Below are 19909 nucleotides of genomic sequence, written 5' to 3' on the forward strand. Positions count from 1 at the left end.
CGAGTCGTGTTGCCCCCATCAGGCGACCCCCCTTCCCTGGTGTCGAGCGTACATCCAGGTGTGCGAACAATCTTGGGAAAGAACGGTACGGGACATCTGCTGTGCGGGGTCGCCGATCGTGCTCCGGCGGTCGCGCTTGCTGTGCGCTGCACCTGCAAGCGTGCTTGCTATCAGGCTGAGCGATAGTGTGTCACTAGGTTTTTTGGTGCTCACAGCAATGCACAGTAAGTTCAAACGCAGCGAACAGCGCGTGGGGCTGGGACGACGGCAACGACGGCAGCGACCTCCAGCGCGGCCTGCTCGCCACCGACCCGGCTTACCTGGTGTCGGTGTACTTCGCCAACCGGGGCGATTTCAGCCTGACCTACACCCGCAACGCCTACCGCTAGGCCATTCGCGCACCGGGTCGCGCGGGCGGGCCGCCGACGGGGCGACCGCGTTCGCGAGGTCGCCTCGGCGGGGGTCCGCCCGCACCCGCGATACCCACCGCCGACCCATTCGCAAACCGGATCACCCCAATCGGTGGTCACCGGTGGAACACCACCTCGTCCGTGACCATCTCGATCTACGCTCCGGCAATGGCCACTCAGACGCCGCCGGTGCTCGCCCGCGTGGTGACGGAAGTCCTCGCGCCGTGGGTGCTCGTGCTCAGCCTGCCGGTACTGGTGGCCTGGCACGCGACGGGCAGCGTGCTGCCGACCGTGGTGTGGGGCCTGGTGGTCGGGGTGACCGGGTCGGTGATCCCGATGCTGGTGGTGGTCCGCGGCGCGCGGCGCGGGTTGTGGCAGGGCCACCACGTGACCAACCGCGAGGGCCGGCTGGTGCCGCTGTTCACCTGCGCGCTGTCGCTCGGCACGGGGATCGCCGCGCTCGTGCTGGGGGACGCGCCGCAGCGGATGGTGGCGCTCGCGCTGTCGATGTTCCTCAGCCTGGTGGTCAGCATCGCGATCACCTTCGCCGCCCCGGTGCCCGGCGGGCGCGGGTGGAAGATCTCCGTGCACACCGCGGTCGCGTCCGGCGCGTTGGCCGTGATGGTGGTGATCTTCGGGTTGTGGTCGCTGGTGTTCACGCCGGCCGTGGCGCTGGTCGGGTGGTCCCGGGTGGCGTTGGGGGACCACACGGTGGCGCAGGTGGTCGGCGGTGTCGTGCTGGGACTGGTGGTGGGCGGCCCGACGTTCTGGTGGCTGGCGTGAGGGCGCTCACGGCCCGGCCGGACCCGATTCCCCCTACCCTCCGGTCATGACGCTGAGACTGGACACGTCCGGCCCGGTGGCCACGCTGACCATCGACCGGCCGGCCAAGCGCAACGCCATGAGCCACGAGATGTGGTCGTCGCTGCCGGGTCTGCTGGCCCGGGTCCAGGACGCGCCGGACGTGCGGGTGCTGGTGGTCCGGGGTGGCGAGCACTTCTCGGCGGGCGCGGACATCAGCGAGTTCTCCACGTTGCGCAGCGGCGCGGACGGCGCGGCCCGGTACCACGAGGCGGTGCACGGCGGGGAGCGCGCGATCGCCACGCTCGGCAAGCCCACCATCGCCGCCATCACCGGGTTCTGCATCGGCGGCGGGTGCGAGATCGCGCTGGCGTGCGACCTGCGGATCGCCTCGGACCAGGCCCGGTTCGGCATCACGCCCGCGAAGCTCGGCATCGTCTACAACCTGACCTCCACCAAGCGGCTGGTCGACGTCGTGGGACCCGCGTGGGCCAAGCAGATCCTGTTCAGCGGCGAGATCATCGACGCGGCGACGGCGTTGCGGATCGGTCTGGTGAACGAGGTGCACGCCGACGTCGAGGCGCGGGTCAAGGAGCTGTCCGAGGTGATCGCGTCGCGGGCGCGGGTGAGCGTGCGCGGGGCGAAGTCGATCGTGGAGCGGATCACCGACGGGCAGCACGAGGACGACGACGCGGTGCGGGCGCTGTACGACGAGGCCGTGCACAGCCCCGAGTACGCGGAGGGCGTGGCGGCGTTCCTGGAAAAGCGCTCGCCGAGGTTCTGACCGCGCGGCTAGCGTCGCGGGCATGATCAGCGTCGAGGCGGTCGCGGAACGGCTCCCGGCCGTGGTCGACGAGTTCGCGCTCTGGCCGGTGGTGGGCGGGTCGTACTGGTTGCCGGTCGGGCCGTCGATGACCTCCGAAGAGGTCGGCACGGTGTTGTGCGCGGCGCTGCCCTACGTCGACGGGCCGCGGTCGGTCGAGGCCGCGGTGCGGTGGCTGCTCGACTCCGACGGCTGGACGCTGCCGGGCGGGCTGCTCGTGCGCGATTCGGCGGTCACGGTCCCGCCGGGGTGCTGCTTCGGTCTGGAGGAGTGGCGCGACTGGGTGGCCGTGCTGTCCGGGTCGAAGGTCTTCCTGGGGCACGACCCCGCGCCGTGGGTGGAGTTCCGCGACGACGGCGTGCTGCGGTTGTGGGGTGACGGCGGGCTCGGCGACGAGCCGGGCGAGGGCGCGTTCGTGGACCTGGACGCGGCCGTGCTGCGCGAGTCGCTGCTGGGCGTGCAGCGGGACCTGGTCGGGTTCCTGGGGGCGCTGGGCTCGTGGGCGCGGCGGCACGCGCCCGGCCTGGCCGACGACCTGGTGTCCGTTGCGGACACCCGCCTGTGCGTGCGGTCGCCGCTGTTCTGACGCTTCGCACCGTCCACAGGTGTGGGCGCGCGAAGGGCGGGAATCCTGTGGGCGAGGGGCCGCCGGCCTACCCGTAGTTGAGAGCAGGTCCCACCGGGTTTCACCGGCACGGCACAGCTGTGACGCCGGAAGCAGAGGACGGGTGGACCCACCTGCCGCCGGCGGCCCCTCCGCCTGCTCAGCCCGCCAGCACCTCGCGCAGGCGCGGCTCGAACGCCACCGGGTTCTCCGCGAAGCCGATGTGGCCGCCGGGGAACAGGGTCGGTTCGGTGCCCAGCGCGGTGGTCAGCGCGCGGGACGTGCGCTCGCACAGCTGGCCGGTCGACTCCTCGCCCAGGCCGATCAGCAGCCGGGTCGGGGCGGCGCGCAGGGCGTCCAGGTCCGGCACCCACCGGGTGGTCGGGCGCAGCATCCGGTTGTGCTGGTACTCGTCGTCGGCCACGTCCTGCGCGGGCCGGTCGCCGCCGAGCATGTGCTCGACAACCTCGTCGGGCAGGAAGATGTTCGCCACCTCCAGGAACTTCCGGAACGCGGCCACCGCGTCACCCGTCCGGTGGATGGCGATGATCTCGTCGGTCTTCGCGCGCAGCGCCGCGCGGTCCTCCAGCAGTTCGTTGAGCGGCGGCTCGTGGGCGATCGCGGTGCGCACGACCTCCGGGTGCGCCTGCACCAGGGCCAGCACGCTGACCGCGCCGCCGCTGGAGCCCAGCACCGCCGCCGGGCCCGCGTCGACGTGCCGGATCAGCCGGTGCAGGTCGTCGGCGCGCTGCTCGGGCGTGGAGTCGCGCTCGCGGTCGTCCACCGGGCTGCGGTTGATGCCGCGCGGGTCGGTGGTGAGCACGGTGTGGTCGGTGGCCAGCAGGTCGGCCAGCGGTTCGAACGCCCGTGCGTCCATCGGCGCGCCGACCAGCACCACCAGCGGGCCGGCACCGCGCAGTTCGTAGTGCAGGGTCGCGTCGTCCACGCGGAGCGAGTCGGCGGTCACGGTGGTCATCTGGTTCCTCCAGCTGTCGGTTTTCGCCCGTTCGGAGGTAGGTGACTCCCGTCGGGAGGCAGAATCGTCGCTCGTGAGCGAAGTTTCTTCCACCGAGGCGGAACTGGACCAGGCGCGCGCGGGCGACGACGCCGCGTTCACCCGTCTGGTGGAACCGCTGCGTCGTGAACTGCACGCGCACTGCTACCGGATGCTGGGCTCGGCGCACGACGCCGACGACGCCCTGCAGGACGCGCTGCTGCGGGCGTGGCGGGGGCTGCCGGGGTTCGAGGGGCGCAGTTCGCTGCGGTCCTGGCTGTACACCGTGGCCACCCGGACCTGCCTGGACGTCGTGGAGCACCGGGGGCGGCGGGCGCTGCCGGTCGACCTCGGACCGGCCGGCGAGCGGGCCGTGGTCGGGGACGTGGCGCTGACCGACGTGGCGTGGCTCGGGCCCTACCCGGACACCGGGCTGAGCGGGCCGGGCGCGCGGTACGAGCAGCGCGAGGCGGTGGAGCTGGCGTTCGTCGCCGCCCTGCAACACCTGCCCGGCAACCAGCGGGCCGCGCTAATCCTGTTCGAGGTGCTGGGGTTCTCCGTCGCCGAGATCGCCGGGATCATGAACACCTCCACCGCCTCGGTGAACTCGGCGCTGGCGCGGGCCCGGCGGATCGTCGCGGAGAAGGTGCCGGCGGCCACCCAGCAGCAGACCCTGCGGATGATCGACGACGCGCGGCTGCGGGAGGTCGTCTCCGGGTTCGCCGGGGCGCTGGAACGCGGTGACGCGGACACCCTGGTCGCGCTGCTCACCGAGGACGTGACGTGGTCCATGCCGCCGCTGCCCGCCTGGTACGCGGGGCGGGCGGCGGTGCTGGACTTCGCGCGGGCGGTGCCGATGCGGTGCGGCTCGTGGCGGCACCTGGAGATCGGCGCGAACGCCCAGCCGGCCGTGGCCTGCTACCTGCGCGCCGGCGGGTCGGGCGCGCACGAGGCGTGGTCGGTGAACGTGCTGACCCTGCGCGACGGGCTGATCGCCGGCGTGACCTCGTTCCAGGGGGTGGCGCACTTCCGGCGGTTCGGGCTGCCCGACTCGCTGCCGTGAGCGCACGGGGGCGGACGCGCGGGAGGGGCGGATCGCTCCGCCCCCTCCCGGTGGGTCTCACGCCTGCTGGTCGGCCACCTGCTTGCGCACTTCCTCCATGTCGACCTTGCGCGCCTGGTCGATCAGGTCCTCCAGCGCCGACTCCGGCAGCGCGCCGGGCTGGGCGTAGAGCACGACGCCGTCGCGCACGATCATCAGCGTCGGGATCGACCGGATCTGGAACGCCGCCGCGAGCTGCTGCTGGTCCTCGGTGTCGACCTTGCCGAACACGATGTCCGGGTGCTTCTCGGCGGTCTTCTCGTAGGTGGGCGCGAACTGGCGGCACGGACCGCACCAGCCCGCCCAGAAGTCGACCAGAACCATGTCGGATCCGCCGACCACCTCGTCGAAGTTCTCCGTGGTCAGCTCCACCGTGGCCATAGGTTCTCCTCGCTCTGCACTGGGCGTTTTCGCCCCCGGTTACCCGGTTCAACGAAGGGGACACCTCGCGAATTCCATTCAACCCGTAGTTGAATCGTTCAACCTGGGGTTGTAGCTTCGGTCGGTGTGAGCGTGCCGCAGACCTACCTGGTCGAGTGTCGTGAACCCGTCGGCTACGTCGATTTCGCCCGGTACGGGCCGCCGACGCACGCCGTCGTCGCCGAGACGACCCGGCTGCTGGAGCAGTCCTCGCTGGCCGGGCCCTCGACCGTGCACGACCTGATGCCGCAGGACCTGCGGGCGCGCGCGGCGGTCGCCCGGCTGGTCGGGACGGCCGTCGACCAGGTGGCGCTCGCGCCCAACACCAGCACCGGGCTGTTCCAGGCGGCATCGGGGGTGGTGGGGGAGGTCGTGGTGTCGCGGGGCGAGTTCCCGGCGAACACCTACCCGTGGGCGCGCAGCGGGCGGGCGCGGGTGCGCTGGCTCGACGCCGGGCCGGTCACGCCGGAGGCGGTGCGGGCGGCGCTCACGCCGGAGGTGACGGCGGTGTCGGTGAGCGCGGTGGACTTCCGCACCGGCTACCGGGCCGACCTGGCGGCGCTGCGCGAGGTGGTCGGCGACCGGCTGCTGATCGTGGACGCCATCCAGGGGTTCGGCGTGGTGGACGAGCCGTGGGCGGTGGCCGACGTGGTCGTGGCCGGCGGGCAGAAGTGGCTGCGCGCGGGGTGGTCGACGGGGTTCGTCGCGCTGTCCGAGCGCGCGCTGGAACGCGTGGAGCCGACCCTGTCCGGCTGGTCCGGCGCGGTGAACGTCGGCGTGTTCGACAACTCGCTGCGGCCCCGGGCGGCCGGCGCGGCGGCCTGGTCGCTCACGCACCTGAGCCCGGTCGCGGCCGGGGCGCTGGCGACGGCGCTGGAACTGGTCGAGGCCGCGGGCGTGGACGTGCTGCGCGGCCGGATCCTCGACCAGGTCGACGCGCTGGCCGAGGTGGTGCGCGCGGCGGGCGGCGCGGTGGTCTCCGAGCGGGTGCGCGGTGCCGGGATCCTGGCCTTCACGCTCCCGGACGTGCCGGCGCCGGTGGTCGGCGCGGCGCTGGCGAGGGCGGGCGTGACGGCGACCACCCGCCCCGAGCACGTCCGCCTCTCCCCGCACGCCTCGACCACCGCCGACACCGTCGCCCTCGTCGCCGACGCCCTGCGCCACCTCACCTCGCGGGCCACCGCGAAACCCGCCGCGCCCGCCGCCGTCCCGGACGACGGGGGCGGGCGCGCGGCGGCCCGGCGGATCGAGGCCGACCCCGGCGGCACGACCGAGGCCGGTGCGGGCGCGCGGGCGTTCCCGCCCGACGTGGACACCTACCGCCGGATGCTGGTCGAACGGGCCGTCGCCGACACCGGGGTGCCGGTCGACCTGATGCGCAAGTCGCACAAGGCCCGGGTGGTCCGGTACCTCGACGACGCCGGCCTGTTCCAGGTCCGCGATTCGGTGGACTACCTGGCGGGCGTCCTGGGCGTCACCCGGTTCACGATCTACAACTACCTCAACGAGATCCGCCCCCGCCCGGTGTCGGAAGAGCGGTCGGCGCAGCCGGCGGAATAGTGGCGTGCGGCACGGTGTTGCCAGGAGTCGATCACCCGACGACTGGAGATGACCGCATGACGTTCGCCCTGCCCGACCCCTCGACGGAGTTCGGTGCCCGAGTCGCCCGCAGGCTGCGCGAGGAGATGATCGCCTGGGTCACGTCGGTCGACCGGACGGGCACGCCGCAGCCCGCCCCGGTGTGGTTCCTCTGGCAGGAGGACGGCACCGTGCTGTTCTACAGCAAGCCCGACGCCAAGCGGCTGGACCGGCTCAAGGCCAACCCCCGCACCTCCTTGAACCTCGACGACGACGGCCTCGGCCACGACGTCGTGGTGCTCACCGGCGTGCTCACCCGGGAGGACGACATCCCGCGCGCGCACCTGCACGAGGCGTTCACCGCCAAGTACGGCGAGCTGGCCGCCGAGGTGTTCACCACCAACGCGAGCTTCGGCGACCTGTTCAGCGTGCCCCTGGTCTTCCACCCGGACCGCCTGCGCGGTCACTGAGCACCGCCTTCGTGGACCGCGGCGTACACGGCGTCGCGGGCCGCGTTGGCCTCCGCGTCGGTCAGCGTGCGGGTCGGGTGCCGCAAGACCAGGCGCAGCAACACGTTCTTCTGCCCGGTGTGCGCGCCGAGCCGGGTGACGGCGGCGGGCGGCAGGTCGTGCACCGGCGTCTCGTCCAGCACCAGCACCTCTTCCACGAGGTCGCCCACGGTCGCGCGCACGGTGTCGCCGATGGTCTCCGCGTCCTGCTCGGGCCGCACCGCGACGGACACGTCCCGTGAGATCGGCGGGTGCTTGGACACCGCGCGGTACGGCGTGAGGTCCCGCATCTGCGCGGCCACCCGGGGATCGTCCGAGGAGAGCAGCCGGATGTCCGGGATTCCCTTGCGCAGCATCAACAACCGGTCCAGGCCCAGGCCGAGCGCCAGGCCGTGCACGTCGTCGGGCAGCCACGCGCGGCGCAGCACGTGCCGGGCCGCCAGGCCGCCCTCCGCGACCTCCAGCCACTCGCCGTCGACCAGCACGTCGACCTGGAGGCCCTGCTCGGTGTAGGGGTGTTCGGCGGGCGTCGTGCGGTACCGCGCGCCGGGCACGGCGGCGGTGATCACGGCGTCGACCAGCTCGTCCAGATCGGCCCGGTGGCGGGAGATCCGCCACACGTCGAGCTGGTGCGGCGTGCCCGAGTGCACCCGGTCGACCGCGTCGCGCCGGTACACCATGCCGACGCACGCCAGCAGCACGTCGTCCCACTCCTGCGTGCCCAGCACGCGCAGCGCGGGCGGGATCATGGCCGAGGTGTGGCTGCGCAGCATCCGGCCTTCGGTGGTGTAGCGGGTGTAACGGGCGTCACGGGTGATGGCGTCCGGCGGGTAGCCGAGGTTGGTGTAGTTGTCCTCGACGCCGACCTCCGGGCCGTCCCGGATCACCCGGCGCTCGGCGGCGGGCGGTGCGGCGGCGAGGATCTCGTCCAGGACGAGCTGCATGGCGTGCGGCCCCTGGGCGGGGTCGGTGAGGTCGCGAGGCATCGCGGGAGGTCCCTTCGGGAAGCGGGTCGGCTGCGGGGAGGTCCCCTGAGCCGGTCCGCCACCCGGACCGCGCCTAGCGCACGCCCCGGATGGCCGGGTCTCCCGGCCAGGGGCGGCTAAATCGACGCGTCACGTTTTCGACCATAGCGCGGTCGTGCCGCATGATGCACCCATGTTGTCGACCAAGGGCGAGGACTTCCGGACGTTCTGGACGGAGTACCACCTGAGCACCCTGACCACCGCACGTCCGAACGGCACGCCCCACGTGGTGCCGGTCGGCGTCACGCTCGACGTCGGGACGGCCACCGCCCGGATCATCTGCTCGCGCGGTTCGCGCAAGGTGCGCAACGTGCTGGCGGCCGGTGCCGGGGGCGCGCTGGTCGCGGTGTGCCAGGTGGAGGGTGCGCGCTGGTCGACGCTGGAGGGGCGCGCGGTCGTGCGGCAGTCGGCCGAGGAGGTCGCGGACGCCGTGCGCCGCTACACCGAGCGCTACCGCGAGCCGCGCCCCAACCCGGAGCGGGTCGTGATCGAGATCGCGGTGACCCGCGTGCTGGGTTCGGTGTGATCACCGTCGTCGGCATCGGCGCGGACGGCTGGGAGGGCCTGCCGCCCGCGTCACGCCGCGCGGTCACCTCCGCCGAGGTGCTGATGGGCAGCGCCCGGCAGCTCGCCCTGGTGCCCGGGGGTCCGGGGGCCGCCGGCGCGCCGGCCGAGTCGCCGGGTGGCGTCGAGCGGGTGGCGTGGCCGTCGCCGCTGCTGCCCGCGTTGCCGGGGTTGTTGCGGGCGCACCAGGGGCGCGCGGTGTGCGTGCTGGCCAGCGGTGATCCGATGTTCCACGGCATCGGCACCACGCTGGTGCGGCTGCTCGGGGCGGAGGCGGTGCGGGTCCTGCCGCAGCCGTCGTCGGCGTCGTTGGCGTGCGCGCGGCTGGGCTGGGCGTTGGACGCGGTGGCCGTGGTGAGCCTGGTCGGCAAGCCCGCCGCGCTGCTCGTGCCGCACCTGCACCCCGGACGGCGGGTGCTGGTGCTGGGCGGCGACCCCGCCGAGGTGGCCGCGCTGGCCGGCGACGCCCGGATCACCGTGCTGGAGCAGCTGGGCGGCCCGGCCGAGCGGATCCACCACGACGTGACCGCCGCCGACCCGCTCAACGTGCTCGCGATCGAACCCGCCGACAGCGGGTTCGCGCTGGTCCCGGGCCTGCCGGACGACGCCTACGAGCACGACGGGCAGCTCACCAAGCGCGAGGTGCGCGCGGTGGTCCTGGCGCTGCTCGCACCCCGTCCCGGCGAGCTGCTGTGGGACGTCGGCGCGGGCTCGGGCAGCATCGCGGTCGAGTGGTCCCGCACCCACCCGGCGTGCCGGGCGATCGCGGTCGAACGCGACCCGGTGCGCGCCGGGCGGATCACCCGCAACGCCGCCGCGCTGGGCGTGCCGGGGGTGCGCGTGGTGCTGGGGGAGAGCCCGGCGGCGCTGGACCTCGCGCAGCCGGACGCGGTGTTCATCGGCGGCGGGCTGACCGCGCCCGGTGTCGTGCGGCGGTGCCTGGCGGCGTTGCGGCCCGGCGGGCGGCTGGTGGCCAACGCCGTCACGCTGGAGTCCGAGGTCGTGCTCGCCCGGTGGCACGCGGCCGCGGGCGGGTCGTTGACGAGGCTCTCGGTCAGCCGCGACACGCCCGTGGGCGGCTTCACCGGGTGGCGGCCGCAGATGCAGGTGACCGCCTGGGCCGTGACGAAGGACGACGTCGTGGACCGGGCGCTGACGGAGGAGGACCGGTGACCGTCCACTTCATCGGGGCCGGGCCCGGCGCGGCCGATCTGCTCACGCTGCGCGCGGTGCGGCTGCTGGAGTCGTCGCCGGTGTGCCTGTACGCGGGTGCGCTGGTGCCGCCGGAGGTGCTCGGGCACTGCCCGCCGCACGCCCGGCTGGTGGACACCGCGAACCTCGACCTGGACCGGATCACCGCCGAGCTGTCGGCGGCGCACGACGCCGGCCACGACGTGGCGCGGCTGCACTCCGGCGACCCGTCGGTCTACAGCGCGATGGCCGAGCAGATGCGCCGGCTGGACGCGCTGGGCATCCCGTACGACGTGACGCCCGGCGTGCCGGCGTTCGCGGCGGCGGCGGCCTCGCTCAAGCGCGAACTCACCGTGCCCGGCGTCGGTCAGACCGTGATCCTGACCCGCACGTCCGCGCGCGCCACCCCGATGCCGCCGGGCGAGGACCTGGCGACGCTCGGGGTGTCGCGGGCCACGGTCGTGCTGCACCTGGCCGTGCAGCGGATCTCCGAGGTGGTCGCCGAGCTGCTGCCGAACTACGGGCCGCAGTGCCCGGCGGCGGTCGTGGCGAACGCGAGCCGAGCCGGCGAACTCGTGCTGCGCGGCACGCTCGCCACCATCGCCGGACAGGTCGCGGACGCCGGGATCAAGCGGACCGCGGTGATCATCGTGGGCGAGGTGCTGGCCGCCGAGGGGTTCGTCGACAGCCACCTGTACTCGACCACCCGGTGCCGCCCGTGACGGTCGGGGACGGCGTCGCGCCGGGTGGCGGCCGCGCGCGGACGGTGCTGGTGCTCGGCGGCACGGGCGAGGCGCGCGAACTCGCCCGGCGTGCGCTGCCGCTGGTCCGGGTGGTGTCGTCGCTGGCCGGCCGGGTCGCGTCACCCCGGCTGCCGGAGGGTGAGGTGCGGGTCGGCGGGTTCGGCGGCGTGGCCGGGCTGGTCGCCTACCTGCGGGCCGAGCGGGTCGACGCCGTGGTCGACGCCACCCACCCGTTCGCCGACCGGATCACCGCCAACGCGCTCGCCGCGACCGGCGAGGCCGGCGTGCCGCTGCTGGTGCTGCGCCGGCCGGGCTGGACCGAGCGCGCCGGCGACCGCTGGACGTGGGTCGGCTCGATCGCCGAAGCGGCCGGGGTGGTCGGCGCGCGGCGGGCGTTCGTGACCACCGGGCGGGACGGGCTGGGCGCGTTCGCGGCGGGCGTGGCGCGGACCGTCGACCCGCCCGCCGACGCCACCGCGCTGGACGTCGTGCAGGACCGGGGACCGTACACAGTGGACGGTGAGGTGGCGCTGATGCGCCGCTACGGCGTGGAAGTCCTGGTCACCAAGGACAGCGGCGGCGAGATGACGGCGGCCAAGCTGGACGCCGCGCGGGTGCTCGGGCTGCCCGTCGTGGTGCTCCGCCGCCCGCCCGCGCCCGCCGCGCCGACCGTGTCGACGGTGGACGCGGCGCTGGCGTGGCTCACGACGGGTAGCGCCGGGGCGTGAACACCGCCCCCCGGCCGGTGCGCAGGGTCTGCGAGGAGCCGACGATCAGCAGGCACCGCATGTCGATCGTCTCCGGGTCGAGGTCGGCCAGCCGCACCACCCGGACGCTCTCCTCGGGGCCGCCGACGTCCCGGCCGACCACCACGGGCGTGTCCGGCGAGCGGTGCCGCAGCAGCAGGTCGCGGGCCGACTCGACCTGCCACCGGCGGCTGCGCGACGCCGGGTTGTAGATCGCCAGCACGAGGTCGGCCCGCGCGGCGGCCTCCAGCCGTTCGGCGATGACCTCCCACGGCTTGAGCCGGTCGGACAGCGAGAGCACGCAGTAGTCGTGGCCCAGCGGCGCGCCCGCCCGGCTGGCCACGGCGTGCGCGGCGGTCAGGCCGGGCAGCACCCGCACCGGGACGTCCGCGAACTCCTCCTCCGCGGCGACCTCCAGGACGGCGCTGGCCATCGCGAACACGCCGGGGTCGCCGGAGGAGACCACGGCGACCTTCCGCCCGCGCTTGGCCAGGTCCAGGGCGAACGCGGCGCGCTCGGACTCGACCTTGTTGTCCGACGCGTGCTTGCGCCGCGCGGGGTGGTCCGGGATGCGGTCGAGGTAGGTGACGTACCCGACCAGGTCCTCCGCCTCGGCCAGCGCCTCGCGCGCCTCGGGCGTGAGCCACTGCGGCCCCGCCGGGCCCAGCCCCACCACGACGACCTGCCCGCGCGCGGGCGTCCCGGCCGTCCCGGTCGGGGCGTGCGGCGCGGGCGTCGCCTTGCTGGGGAGCAGGGCCAGGGAGAAGTAGGGCACCCCGTCGGGGTCGACGTCGGCGAGCGGCGCGGTGCGCTGGCCGCCGGTCGTGGCGCGTTCCACGTACCACGCCTCGGCCAGCCGCCCGGAGCGCTCCAGCGCCTCCCGCACGTGCGGGAACGTCCGACCCAGCTTCATGACCGCGACCGGGTCGCCGGCGGCCAGGTGCCCGGTCAGCGCGTCCACCGGCAGGGTGCCCGGCAGGACGGTCAGCACCTCGTCCCGCTCGACCAGGGGCCGGCCGATCACCGCCGCGCCGGCGCTGACCGACGTGACGCCGGGGACCACCTCGGCCGGGTACTTGTCCGCCAGCCGCTTGTGCAGGTGCATGTAGGAGCCGTAGAAGAACGGGTCGCCGGCGGCGAGCACCACGACGGTCCGCCCGGCGTCCAGGTGCGCGGCCAGCCGCTGGGCGCACTCGGCGTAGAACGCGTCGATCTCGCCCTGGTAGTCGTCGGAGTCCTCGGTCGTCACCGGGTAGACCAGCTGCTCCTCCACCTGGTCGCCGCGCAGGTACGGCTCGGCGATCCGGCGCGCCACGCTGCGGCCGTGCCGGGCGCTGTGGAACACCACCACGTCCGCCTCGCCGATCAGCCGGGCGGCCTTCACGGTCACCAGTTCGGGGTCGCCGGGGCCCACCCCGACGCCGTAGAGCCTGCCGGTCATTCGTCCTCGCTCGCGATCGCGTTGACGGCCGCCGCGGTCATGGCGCTGCCCCCGCGCCGACCGCGCACGACCAGGTGCTCCAGACCGCTCTCGGCGAGCGCCTGCTTGGACTCGGCGGCCCCGATGAACCCCACCGGGATGCCCAGCACGGCGGCCGGCCGGGGCGCGCCCGAGGCGACCAGGTCGAGCAGGTGGAACAGGGCGGTCGGGGCGTTGCCGATGGCGACCACCGAGCCGCCGAGCCGGTCGCCCCACAGCTCCAGCGCGGCGGCGCTGCGGGTGTTGCCGAGCCGCTCCGCCAGCGCGGGCACCCTCGGGTCGCCGAGCAGGCACAGCACCTCGTTGTCGGCGGGCAGCCTGCGCCGGGTCACGCCGGAGGCGACCATCTGCGCGTCGCACAGGACCGGCGCGCCGGCCAGCAGCGCCGCGCGCGCGGCGGACACCACGCCGGGGGAGTAGCCGATGTCGTCGACCAGGTCGACCATGCCGCACGCGTGGATCATCCGCACCGCGACCCGCGCGACGTCGGCCGGCAGCCCGGACAGGTCGGCCTCGGCGCGGATGGTGGCGAACGACCGGCGGTAGATCTCCGCGCCGTCCTTGATGTAGCTGGTCACCTGATCTCCTCGTACCCGTCGCCGGTCGCGACGAACTCCACCACGTCGCCAGCCGGCCTGCCGCACCGCCGCGCGCAGCCCGACCAGTGCACCTGGCCCCGGTGCGGGGTACCGATCCAGCGGGCCGCGTCCGCCCGCACGTCGGTCAGCGACTTCGCGCAGCCCGGCCGGCCGGTGCACGCGGTCACCCCGCGCCACGGCGACTCCGGATCGGTGAACAGACCGGACGTGTCGGTGCCGGCGGGCACCACGACGCCGCGCCACGGCGTGACCCGGACCGGCGTGCCCGCGAGCAGCCGCGCGTCCAACCGGCCCAGCGGCACCCCCGCCACCAGGCGGTCGCCGTGCGGACCGGGTGCGACCGGAATCACAGCCGGATCAAGGGTTCTCGGCCCGGGGACGCCCAGCGCAGCGGTGATCTTCCGCACACCGCCGTCCACTTCGGACAAACGCCAGGCGGTGCCCCGGATCGCCTGGAACTCCTCGGCCGCCGCGACCACGGCCGCCACCGGGTCGGTCACGCGCAGTCCCGAGTCGCGGCCGGCCAGCAACAGCGCGTCACCCACCAGGCCGATGTCACCGCCCAGGCCGCTGACCGCCTCACCCACCGTGACCAGGAAGCGTCCGGGCAGGTCGGCCAGGCCGGGCACCCCGCACAGCGCGGCGTCCACCGCGTCCACCAGGTCCTGGTTGTCCTCCAGCGGCGCGGCGATGATGTTGCGCATCCGCTCGTGGGTCGGCGAGGGCAGCAGGCCGGCGTCGCGCAGCCGCGCGCCCAACTCGTGCTCCGCGCCCGGTGCCAGGCCCCTGATCTGCACGTTCGCCCGCGAGGTGAGTTCCAGCCAACCGTCGCCCAGGTCCAGCGCGGCCTGCCGGAGCACGTCGAACCGCGCGGCGGACAGCGTGCCGCCGGGCACCCGGACGCGCGCCAACCCGCCGTCCGCGGCCCGGTGCACGTCGACCGCGCCGGGGCAGGCGTCGGGGCGTTCGCGGTCCTGGGGCATGGGCTGGATGCTAACTCCCCGGTTAGGGTGGGCCGGAACGGCGAAGCAACAGGAGGAAGCCGGTGCGAATCCGGCGCGGTCCCGCCACTGTGACCGGACGCGAGTCCGGGAGTCAGGAACTCCGCCCGCCGTCCCCTACGACCTGGGGCGAGGACCCCCGAGGGATGGAGCCCGCACGTGATCCTGCTGCTGTCGACCTCCGACACGGACCTGCTGTCCGCCCGTTCGAGCGGCGCGGACTTCCGGCTGGGCAACCCCGCCCGGCTGACCGCCGACGACCTGCCCGCCCTCGTGGAGGGCGTCGACCTGGTGGTGGTGCGCATCCTGGGCGGGCGGCGGATGTGGGAAGAGGGCCTGGACCTGCTGCTCGCCGGCCCCCGCCCGGTGGTGGTGCTGGGCGGTGAGCAGAACCCCGACGCGCCGCTGATGGAGCTGTCCACGGTGCCCGGCGGCGTCTGCGCCGAAGCCCACGCCTACCTGGCGCACGGCGGTCCGGTGAACCTCGCCGAACTGCACAAGTTCCTCTCCGACACGGTCCTGCTGACCGGGTTCGGCTTCAACCCGCCGCAGGCCGCGCCGAACTGGGGCGTGCTGGAGCGGCCGGACGGCGCCGCGGGGACCGGCGCGGGGCCGGTGGTCGCGGTCCTGTACTACCGGGCGCACCACGTGGCCGGGAACACCGCGTTCGTGCACGCCCTGTGCGACGCGATCGAGGAGAAGGGCGGCCGGGCGCTGCCGGTGTACTGCGCGTCGCTGCGCACCGCCGAGCCGGCGCTGCTGGCCGAGCTGCGCAAGGCCGACGCGCTGGTCGTCACGGTGCTGGCGGCGGGCGGCACGAAGCCCGCGACCGCGTCGGCCGGCGGTGACGACGACGCGTGGGACGTGGGCGCGCTCGCCGAGCTGGACATCCCGGTCCTGCAAGGGCTGTGCCTGACCAGCAGCCGCGCGGCGTGGGACGAGAACGACGACGGGCTGTCCCCGCTGGACACCGCGACGCAGGTCGCGATCCCCGAGTTCGACGGGCGGATCATCACCGTCCCGTTCTCCTTCAAGGAGATCGACGAGGACGGCCTGACCGTGTACGTGGCGGACCCCGAGCGCGCGCTGCGCGTCGCCGGGATCGCGGTGCGGCACGGGAGGTTGCGGCACATCCCGCCGGCCGAGCGCAAGATCGTGATCATGCTCTCGGCGTACCCGACCAAGCACTCGCGGATCGGCAACGCGGTCGGCCTGGACACCCCGGCCAGCGCGGTCCGTCTGCTGAAGGCGTTGCAGGACAACGGTTACGACATCGGTGACGAGCTGCCCGGCGTGGCCAACCTGGACGGCGACGCGCTGATCCACGCGTTGATCGCGGCCGGCGGCCAGGACGTCGACTGGCTGACCGAGGAGCAGATCCAGGGCAACCCGGTGCGGCTGCCCGCCGCGCGCTACCGCGAGTGGTACGCGACGCTGCCCGAGGACACCCGCGAGGACATGGAGCGGCACTGGGGCCCGGCGCCCGGCGAGCTGTTCGTGGACCGCTCGAAGGACCGCGACGGCGAGATCGTGCTGGCCGGCCTGCGGTCGGGCAACGTGGTGGTGATGGTCCAGCCGCCGCGCGGGTTCGGCGAGAACCCGATCGCCATCTACCACGACCCGGACCTGCCGCCGAGCCACCACTACCTGGCCGCCTACCGGTGGCTGGAGGCCGAGTTCGGCGCGGACGCGGTGGTGCACGTCGGCAAGCACGGCAACCTGGAGTGGCTGCCCGGCAAGACGGTCGGCATGTCCGCCGGCTGCGGCCCGGACGCGGCGCTGGGCGACCTGCCGCTGATCTACCCGTTCCTGGTCAACGACCCGGGCGAGGGCACGCAGGCCAAGCGCCGCGCGCACGCCACCCTGGTCGACCACCTGGTGCCGCCGATGGCCCGCGCGGACAGCTACGGCGACATCGCGCGGCTGGAGCAGCTGCTGGACGAGCACGGCAACATCGCCGCGATGGACCCGGCCAAGCTGCCCGCGATCCGCGCCCAGATCTGGACCCTGATCCAGGCCGCGAAGCTCGACCACGACCTGGGGCTGGACGACCGGCCGCACGACGCCGAGTTCGACGAGCTGATCCTGCACGTCGACGGCTGGCTGTGCGAGATCAAGGACGTCCAGATCCGGGACGGGCTGCACGTGCTCGGCGAGGCCCCGACCGGGCAGACCCGGGTCAACCTCGTGCTGTCCATCCTCCAGGCCAAGCAGATGTGGGCCGGCCAGGTCGCCGCGCTGCCCGGCCTGCGGGAGGCGTTGGGGCTCGACGACACCACGCGCGCCTCGACCGACGCCGTGGAGGCGCGTGCGCGGGAACTCGTGCAGGCCATGGAGGACGCGGACTGGGACCCGGCCGTCGCGCGGACGTTGACCGAGTCCGAGGACGTGGCGCGGATCCTGGAGTTCGGCGCGCTGGAGGTCGTGCCGCGACTGGCCCGCACGACCGACGAGATGACGAACCTGCTGCACGCGTTGAACGGCGGGTACGTGCCGGCCGGGCCGAGCGGGTCCCCGTTGCGCGGCTTGGTGAACGTGCTGCCGACCGGGCGCAACTTCTACTCGGTGGACCCGAAGGCCGTGCCGTCCAAACTGGCCTGGGAGACCGGGCAGGCGATGGCCGACTCGCTGCTGGAGCGCTACCGCGCGGACACCGGCGAGTGGCCCGCGTCGGTCGGCCTGTCGGTGTGGGGCACGTCGGCGATGCGCACCTCCGGCGACGACATCGCGGAAGTGCTGGCGCTGCTGGGCGTCCGGCCGGTGTGGGACGACCAGTCGCGCCGGGTGACCGGGCTGGAGGTCGTGCCGCAGGCGGAGCTGGGCCGGCCCCGGATCGACGTGACGGTGCGGATCTCCGGGTTCTTCCGGGACGCCTTCCCGCACGTGGTCGCGCTGCTGGACGACGCGGTGCAGCTGGTGGCGGGGCTGGCGGAGCCGGATTCGGAGAACTTCGTGCGGGCGCACGCCGAAGCCGAGCTGGCCGAGCACGGCGACCGGCGGCGTGCGACGCTGCGGATCTTCGGGTCCAAGCCGGGCGCGTACGGGGCCGGGCTGCTCCCGCTGATCGACAGCCGCAACTGGCGCGACGACGCCGACCTGGCCGAGGTCTACGCGGTGTGGGGCGGGTACGCGTACGGTCGCGAGCTGGACGGCGTCGAGGCGCGGGTCGACATGGAGAGCGCGTACCGGCGGATCGCCATCGCGGCCAAGAACATCGACACCCGCGAGCACGACATCGCCGACTCGGACGACTACTTCCAGTACCACGGCGGCATGGTCGCGACCGTGCGGGCGTTGACGGGCAAGGCACCGGCGGCGTACGTCGGCGACAGCACGCGGCCGGACGCGGTGCGCACGCGGACGTTGCACGAGGAGACGAACCGGATCTTCCGGGCCCGCGTGGTGAACCCGCGTTGGCTGGCGGCGATGCGCAGGCACGGCTACAAGGGCGCGTTCGAGCTGGCGGCGACCGTCGACTACCTGTTCGGCTACGACGCCACGACCGGTGTGGTGGCGGACTGGATGTACGAGCAGTTGGCGGCCAGCTACGTGCTGGACCCGGAGAACCAGAAGTTCCTCACCGAGTCGAACCCCTGGGCGTTGCACGGGATCTCGGAGCGGCTGCTGGAAGCGGCCGACCGGGGGATGTGGGAGCACCCGGAGGCGGCGACGTTGGACGCCCTGCGCGCGGTGTACCTCCAGACCGAAGGCGACCTGGAGGACGGGCGGTGAGCGGGTCGATTTCGATCGCCCGACCTTGATCGCCCGATCTTGAGCGCTTGATCTGGGTCGCCGATCCTGAGCGGTTGATCCCGAGGTGCCCGGCGGCGGTGTCGAGCGGGGCGCTAGGCTGTTCGACGCAACGACCCCGGCGGATCATTTCGCCGGGGTCGTGTTGGTTGCCAAGGGTTTTCGAGCTTTCGTCTTCTTGCGTGGTGGGCCTGCGATGTGGGACGGCGTGCTTGACACGGCGGGTGGCGCGCACCACACTTCGGCGGGTCTGGGAGCGCTCCCAGAATGCCGCCGATCATGTGAGGAGTCCTCGTGCGCCAACGTCGAGCAGTCCTGGCCTCGGTCCTGGTCGGAGCCGCCGTGCTCGCGGCGTGTGGTTCCGGCGGTGCCGGCTCGGACGGTCGGGTCGAGCTGACCGTCGCGACGTTCAACGAGTTCGGCTACGAGGACCTCTTCGCCGAGTACGAGGCCGCGCACCCGGACGTCAAGATCACCCACCGCAAGACCGGCCAGGCCGCGCCGCACCACCAGAACCTGTTCACCAAGCTGGCCGCCGGATCGGGGACCGCCGACGTGGAGGCGGTCGAGGAGGGGTTCCTCAGCCAGGTGCTGGCGAAGTCCGGGAAGTTCAACGACCTCAACGAGATCGGGCCGGGCGACGTGCGGCCGGACCGGTGGCTCAAGTGGAAGGTCGACGCCGTCACGACCAAGGACGGCAAGCTGATCGGCTACGGCACCGACATCGGCCCGCTGGCCATGTGCTACCGGACGGATCTCCTGTCGGCGGCCGGCCTGCCGACCGATCCCGAGGGCGTGCGCCGGATGTTCGCCACCTGGGACTCGTACTTCGCGGCGGGCGACCAGTACGTGGCGGCGGTCGGGAAGCCGTGGTTCGACTCGGCGGCGCAGATCTTCAACCCCATGCACAACCAGGCGGCCACCGGGTTCTTCGACCGGGACGACAAGTTGGCCATCGAGGTCAACGACGACCGCGGGATCTGGGACCAGGTGACCGGCGCGGTGGCGCGCGGCCAGTCCGCGAAGCTCGTGGCGTGGAGCAAGGAGTGGCAGGACGGCTTCAAGCAGTCGGCGTTCGCCACCAAGACGTGCCCGTCGTGGATGCTCGGCGTGATCGAGGGCAACGCCGGGGCCGAGCACGCGGGCAAGTGGGCGGTGACGGCGGCGTTCCCGGGCGGCGGCGGCAACTGGGGCGGGTCGTACCTGACCGTGCCCCGGCAGTCCAAGCACGCCAAGGAAGCGGCGGCGCTGGCGGCCTGGCTGACCGCGCCGGAACAGCAGATCAAGGCGTTCGTCGCGAAGGGCACGTTCCCGAGCCAGCCGGCGGCGCTGGCGTCGCCGCAGTTGATGGACCAGACGAGCGCGTACTTCGGCGGGCAGAAGGTCGGGGCGCTGTTCGCGGAGCAGGCGTCGAAGGTCGCGGCGGCGCAGTACAAGGGGCCGCAGGACGGGGAGATCCAGGACAACGTGGTCGCGCCCGCGCTCCAGGCCGTGGAACAGGGGAAGTCGGCGGAAGAAGGGTGGCGGCAGGCGGTCGAGGGTGCCAAGAAGGCCGCGAAGTGACGTCTG

At 73.7% G+C, this 19909-nt stretch carries 18 protein-coding genes and 1 riboswitch; of the genes, 12 read left to right on the forward strand and 6 right to left on the reverse strand.

The window, feature by feature from the left end; translation table 11 throughout:
* Positions 1-578: 578 nt before the first annotated feature.
* The 3 genes from AC0HI0_RS00625 to AC0HI0_RS00635 are packed head-to-tail and all read left to right on the forward strand — an operon-like array spanning position 579 to position 2620.
* On the forward strand, positions 579-1193 hold the full coding sequence (locus tag AC0HI0_RS00625; protein WP_480930241.1) for a hypothetical protein: 615 nt from the start codon (positions 579-581) through the stop codon (positions 1191-1193).
* Between the two features lie 46 nt (positions 1194-1239).
* Positions 1240-1995 (forward strand): enoyl-CoA hydratase/isomerase family protein, encoded by a 756-nt coding sequence (locus AC0HI0_RS00630; RefSeq protein ID WP_480930242.1) that lies wholly within the window; start codon positions 1240-1242, stop codon positions 1993-1995.
* 22 nt (positions 1996-2017) lie between these two features.
* A complete protein-coding gene (locus AC0HI0_RS00635) occupies positions 2018-2620 on the forward strand; it encodes a hypothetical protein (protein WP_480930243.1) in 603 nt (200 codons plus the stop codon).
* A gap of 178 nt (positions 2621-2798) precedes the next feature.
* Here AC0HI0_RS00635 and AC0HI0_RS00640 read toward each other — a convergent pair whose 3' ends face one another.
* Positions 2799-3614 carry an alpha/beta fold hydrolase gene (locus AC0HI0_RS00640; RefSeq protein ID WP_480930244.1) on the reverse strand — a complete coding sequence of 272 codons (816 nt, stop codon included), beginning with the start codon at positions 3612-3614 and terminating at the stop codon, positions 2799-2801.
* A 73-nt stretch (positions 3615-3687) separates the two neighbouring features.
* On the opposite strand from AC0HI0_RS00640, the gene AC0HI0_RS00645 reads away from it, so the two are divergent.
* Positions 3688-4695, forward strand: coding sequence for a sigma-70 family RNA polymerase sigma factor (locus tag AC0HI0_RS00645; protein ID WP_480930245.1), 1008 nt, complete (start codon positions 3688-3690; stop codon positions 4693-4695).
* 57 nt (positions 4696-4752) lie between these two features.
* Here the strand turns inward: AC0HI0_RS00645 and trxA are convergent, their stop codons facing one another.
* Positions 4753-5115 (reverse strand): thioredoxin, encoded by a 363-nt coding sequence (gene trxA / locus AC0HI0_RS00650; protein WP_480930246.1) that lies wholly within the window; start codon positions 5113-5115, stop codon positions 4753-4755.
* Between the two features lie 132 nt (positions 5116-5247).
* Between trxA and AC0HI0_RS00655 the strand changes: the two genes are divergently transcribed.
* The gene (locus AC0HI0_RS00655; protein ID WP_480934558.1) at positions 5248-6714 is read left to right on the forward strand and encodes an aminotransferase class V-fold PLP-dependent enzyme; all 1467 of its coding nucleotides are present in this window, start codon (positions 5248-5250) and stop codon (positions 6712-6714) included.
* 56 nt (positions 6715-6770) lie between these two features.
* A complete protein-coding gene (locus tag AC0HI0_RS00660; protein ID WP_480930247.1) occupies positions 6771-7202 on the forward strand; it encodes a TIGR03667 family PPOX class F420-dependent oxidoreductase in 432 nt (143 codons plus the stop codon).
* Here AC0HI0_RS00660 and srmL read toward each other — a convergent pair.
* Positions 7196-8227: a PheS-related mystery ligase SrmL gene (gene srmL, locus AC0HI0_RS00665; protein WP_480930248.1), complete on the reverse strand. Its 1032-nt coding sequence runs from the start codon at positions 8225-8227 to the stop codon at positions 7196-7198. The genes AC0HI0_RS00660 and srmL overlap by 7 nt on opposite strands.
* Positions 8228-8399: 172 nt before the next feature.
* Here srmL and AC0HI0_RS00670 point away from each other — a divergent pair, with 172 nt between their 5' ends.
* Genes AC0HI0_RS00670 through AC0HI0_RS00685 form a run of 4 tightly spaced genes read left to right on the forward strand, consistent with a single transcriptional unit; the run spans position 8400 to position 11492 of the window.
* Entirely contained in the window at positions 8400-8792 is a 393-nt protein-coding gene (locus AC0HI0_RS00670) for a pyridoxamine 5'-phosphate oxidase family protein (protein ID WP_480930249.1), read from the forward strand.
* The gene (gene cbiE / locus AC0HI0_RS00675) at positions 8789-10003 is read left to right on the forward strand and encodes a precorrin-6y C5,15-methyltransferase (decarboxylating) subunit CbiE (RefSeq protein ID WP_480930250.1); all 1215 of its coding nucleotides are present in this window, start codon (positions 8789-8791) and stop codon (positions 10001-10003) included. The genes AC0HI0_RS00670 and cbiE overlap by 4 nt, the downstream gene beginning before the upstream one ends.
* On the forward strand, positions 10000-10743 hold the full coding sequence (gene cobM, locus AC0HI0_RS00680) for a precorrin-4 C(11)-methyltransferase (protein WP_480930251.1): 744 nt from the start codon (positions 10000-10002) through the stop codon (positions 10741-10743). Before cbiE ends, cobM begins: the two co-directional genes overlap by 4 nt.
* Positions 10740-11492, forward strand: coding sequence for a cobalt-precorrin-6A reductase (locus AC0HI0_RS00685; RefSeq protein WP_480930252.1), 753 nt, complete (start codon positions 10740-10742; stop codon positions 11490-11492). Before cobM ends, AC0HI0_RS00685 begins: the two co-directional genes overlap by 4 nt.
* Here AC0HI0_RS00685 and AC0HI0_RS00690 read toward each other — a convergent pair.
* The 3 genes from AC0HI0_RS00690 to AC0HI0_RS00700 are packed head-to-tail and all read right to left on the reverse strand — an operon-like array spanning position 11467 to position 14572.
* Complete coding sequence (locus AC0HI0_RS00690) at positions 11467-12951, reverse strand: precorrin-2 C(20)-methyltransferase (protein ID WP_480930253.1); 1485 nt, start codon at positions 12949-12951, stop codon at positions 11467-11469. The two genes, AC0HI0_RS00685 and AC0HI0_RS00690, sit on opposite strands and share 26 nt — an antisense overlap.
* Entirely contained in the window at positions 12948-13568 is a 621-nt protein-coding gene (locus tag AC0HI0_RS00695) for a precorrin-8X methylmutase (protein ID WP_480930254.1), read from the reverse strand. Before AC0HI0_RS00695 ends, AC0HI0_RS00690 begins: the two co-directional genes overlap by 4 nt.
* Complete coding sequence (locus AC0HI0_RS00700) at positions 13565-14572, reverse strand: hypothetical protein (RefSeq protein ID WP_480930255.1); 1008 nt, start codon at positions 14570-14572, stop codon at positions 13565-13567. The genes AC0HI0_RS00695 and AC0HI0_RS00700 overlap by 4 nt, the downstream gene beginning before the upstream one ends.
* Positions 14573-14584: 12 nt before the next feature.
* A riboswitch (cobalamin riboswitch) is annotated at positions 14585-14715 on the forward strand.
* A 34-nt stretch (positions 14716-14749) separates the two neighbouring features.
* On the opposite strand from AC0HI0_RS00700, the gene cobN reads away from it, so the two are divergent.
* Both cobN and AC0HI0_RS00710 read left to right on the forward strand, forming a co-directional pair.
* Positions 14750-18322: a cobaltochelatase subunit CobN gene (cobN, locus tag AC0HI0_RS00705; RefSeq protein ID WP_480930256.1), complete on the forward strand. Its 3573-nt coding sequence runs from the start codon at positions 14750-14752 to the stop codon at positions 18320-18322.
* 312 nt (positions 18323-18634) lie between these two features.
* Complete coding sequence (locus AC0HI0_RS00710; RefSeq protein WP_480930257.1) at positions 18635-19903, forward strand: ABC transporter substrate-binding protein; 1269 nt, start codon at positions 18635-18637, stop codon at positions 19901-19903.
* Positions 19904-19909: the final 6 nt, after the last annotated feature.

This window comes from Saccharothrix sp. NBAS 001 (assembly GCF_056640475.1).

Excerpts from the sequence above, each read along its gene's own strand:
- AC0HI0_RS00625 (WP_480930241.1), top strand. The coding sequence starts at position 579 with ATGGCCACTCAGACGCCGCCGGTGCTCGCCCGCGTGGTGACGGAAGTC.
- AC0HI0_RS00630 (WP_480930242.1), top strand. The coding sequence starts at position 1,240 with ATGACGCTGAGACTGGACACGTCCGGCCCGGTGGCCACGCTGACCATC.
- AC0HI0_RS00635 (WP_480930243.1), top strand. The coding sequence starts at position 2,018 with ATGATCAGCGTCGAGGCGGTCGCGGAACGGCTCCCGGCCGTGGTCGAC.
- AC0HI0_RS00640 (WP_480930244.1), bottom strand. The coding sequence starts at position 3,614 with ATGACCACCGTGACCGCCGACTCGCTCCGCGTGGACGACGCGACCCTG.
- trxA (WP_480930246.1), bottom strand. The coding sequence starts at position 5,115 with ATGGCCACGGTGGAGCTGACCACGGAGAACTTCGACGAGGTGGTCGGC.
- AC0HI0_RS00660 (WP_480930247.1), top strand. The coding sequence starts at position 6,771 with ATGACGTTCGCCCTGCCCGACCCCTCGACGGAGTTCGGTGCCCGAGTC.
- srmL (WP_480930248.1), bottom strand. The coding sequence starts at position 8,227 with ATGCCTCGCGACCTCACCGACCCCGCCCAGGGGCCGCACGCCATGCAG.
- AC0HI0_RS00670 (WP_480930249.1), top strand. The coding sequence starts at position 8,400 with ATGTTGTCGACCAAGGGCGAGGACTTCCGGACGTTCTGGACGGAGTAC.
- AC0HI0_RS00690 (WP_480930253.1), bottom strand. The coding sequence starts at position 12,951 with ATGACCGGCAGGCTCTACGGCGTCGGGGTGGGCCCCGGCGACCCCGAA.
- AC0HI0_RS00700 (WP_480930255.1), bottom strand. The coding sequence starts at position 14,572 with ATGCCCCAGGACCGCGAACGCCCCGACGCCTGCCCCGGCGCGGTCGAC.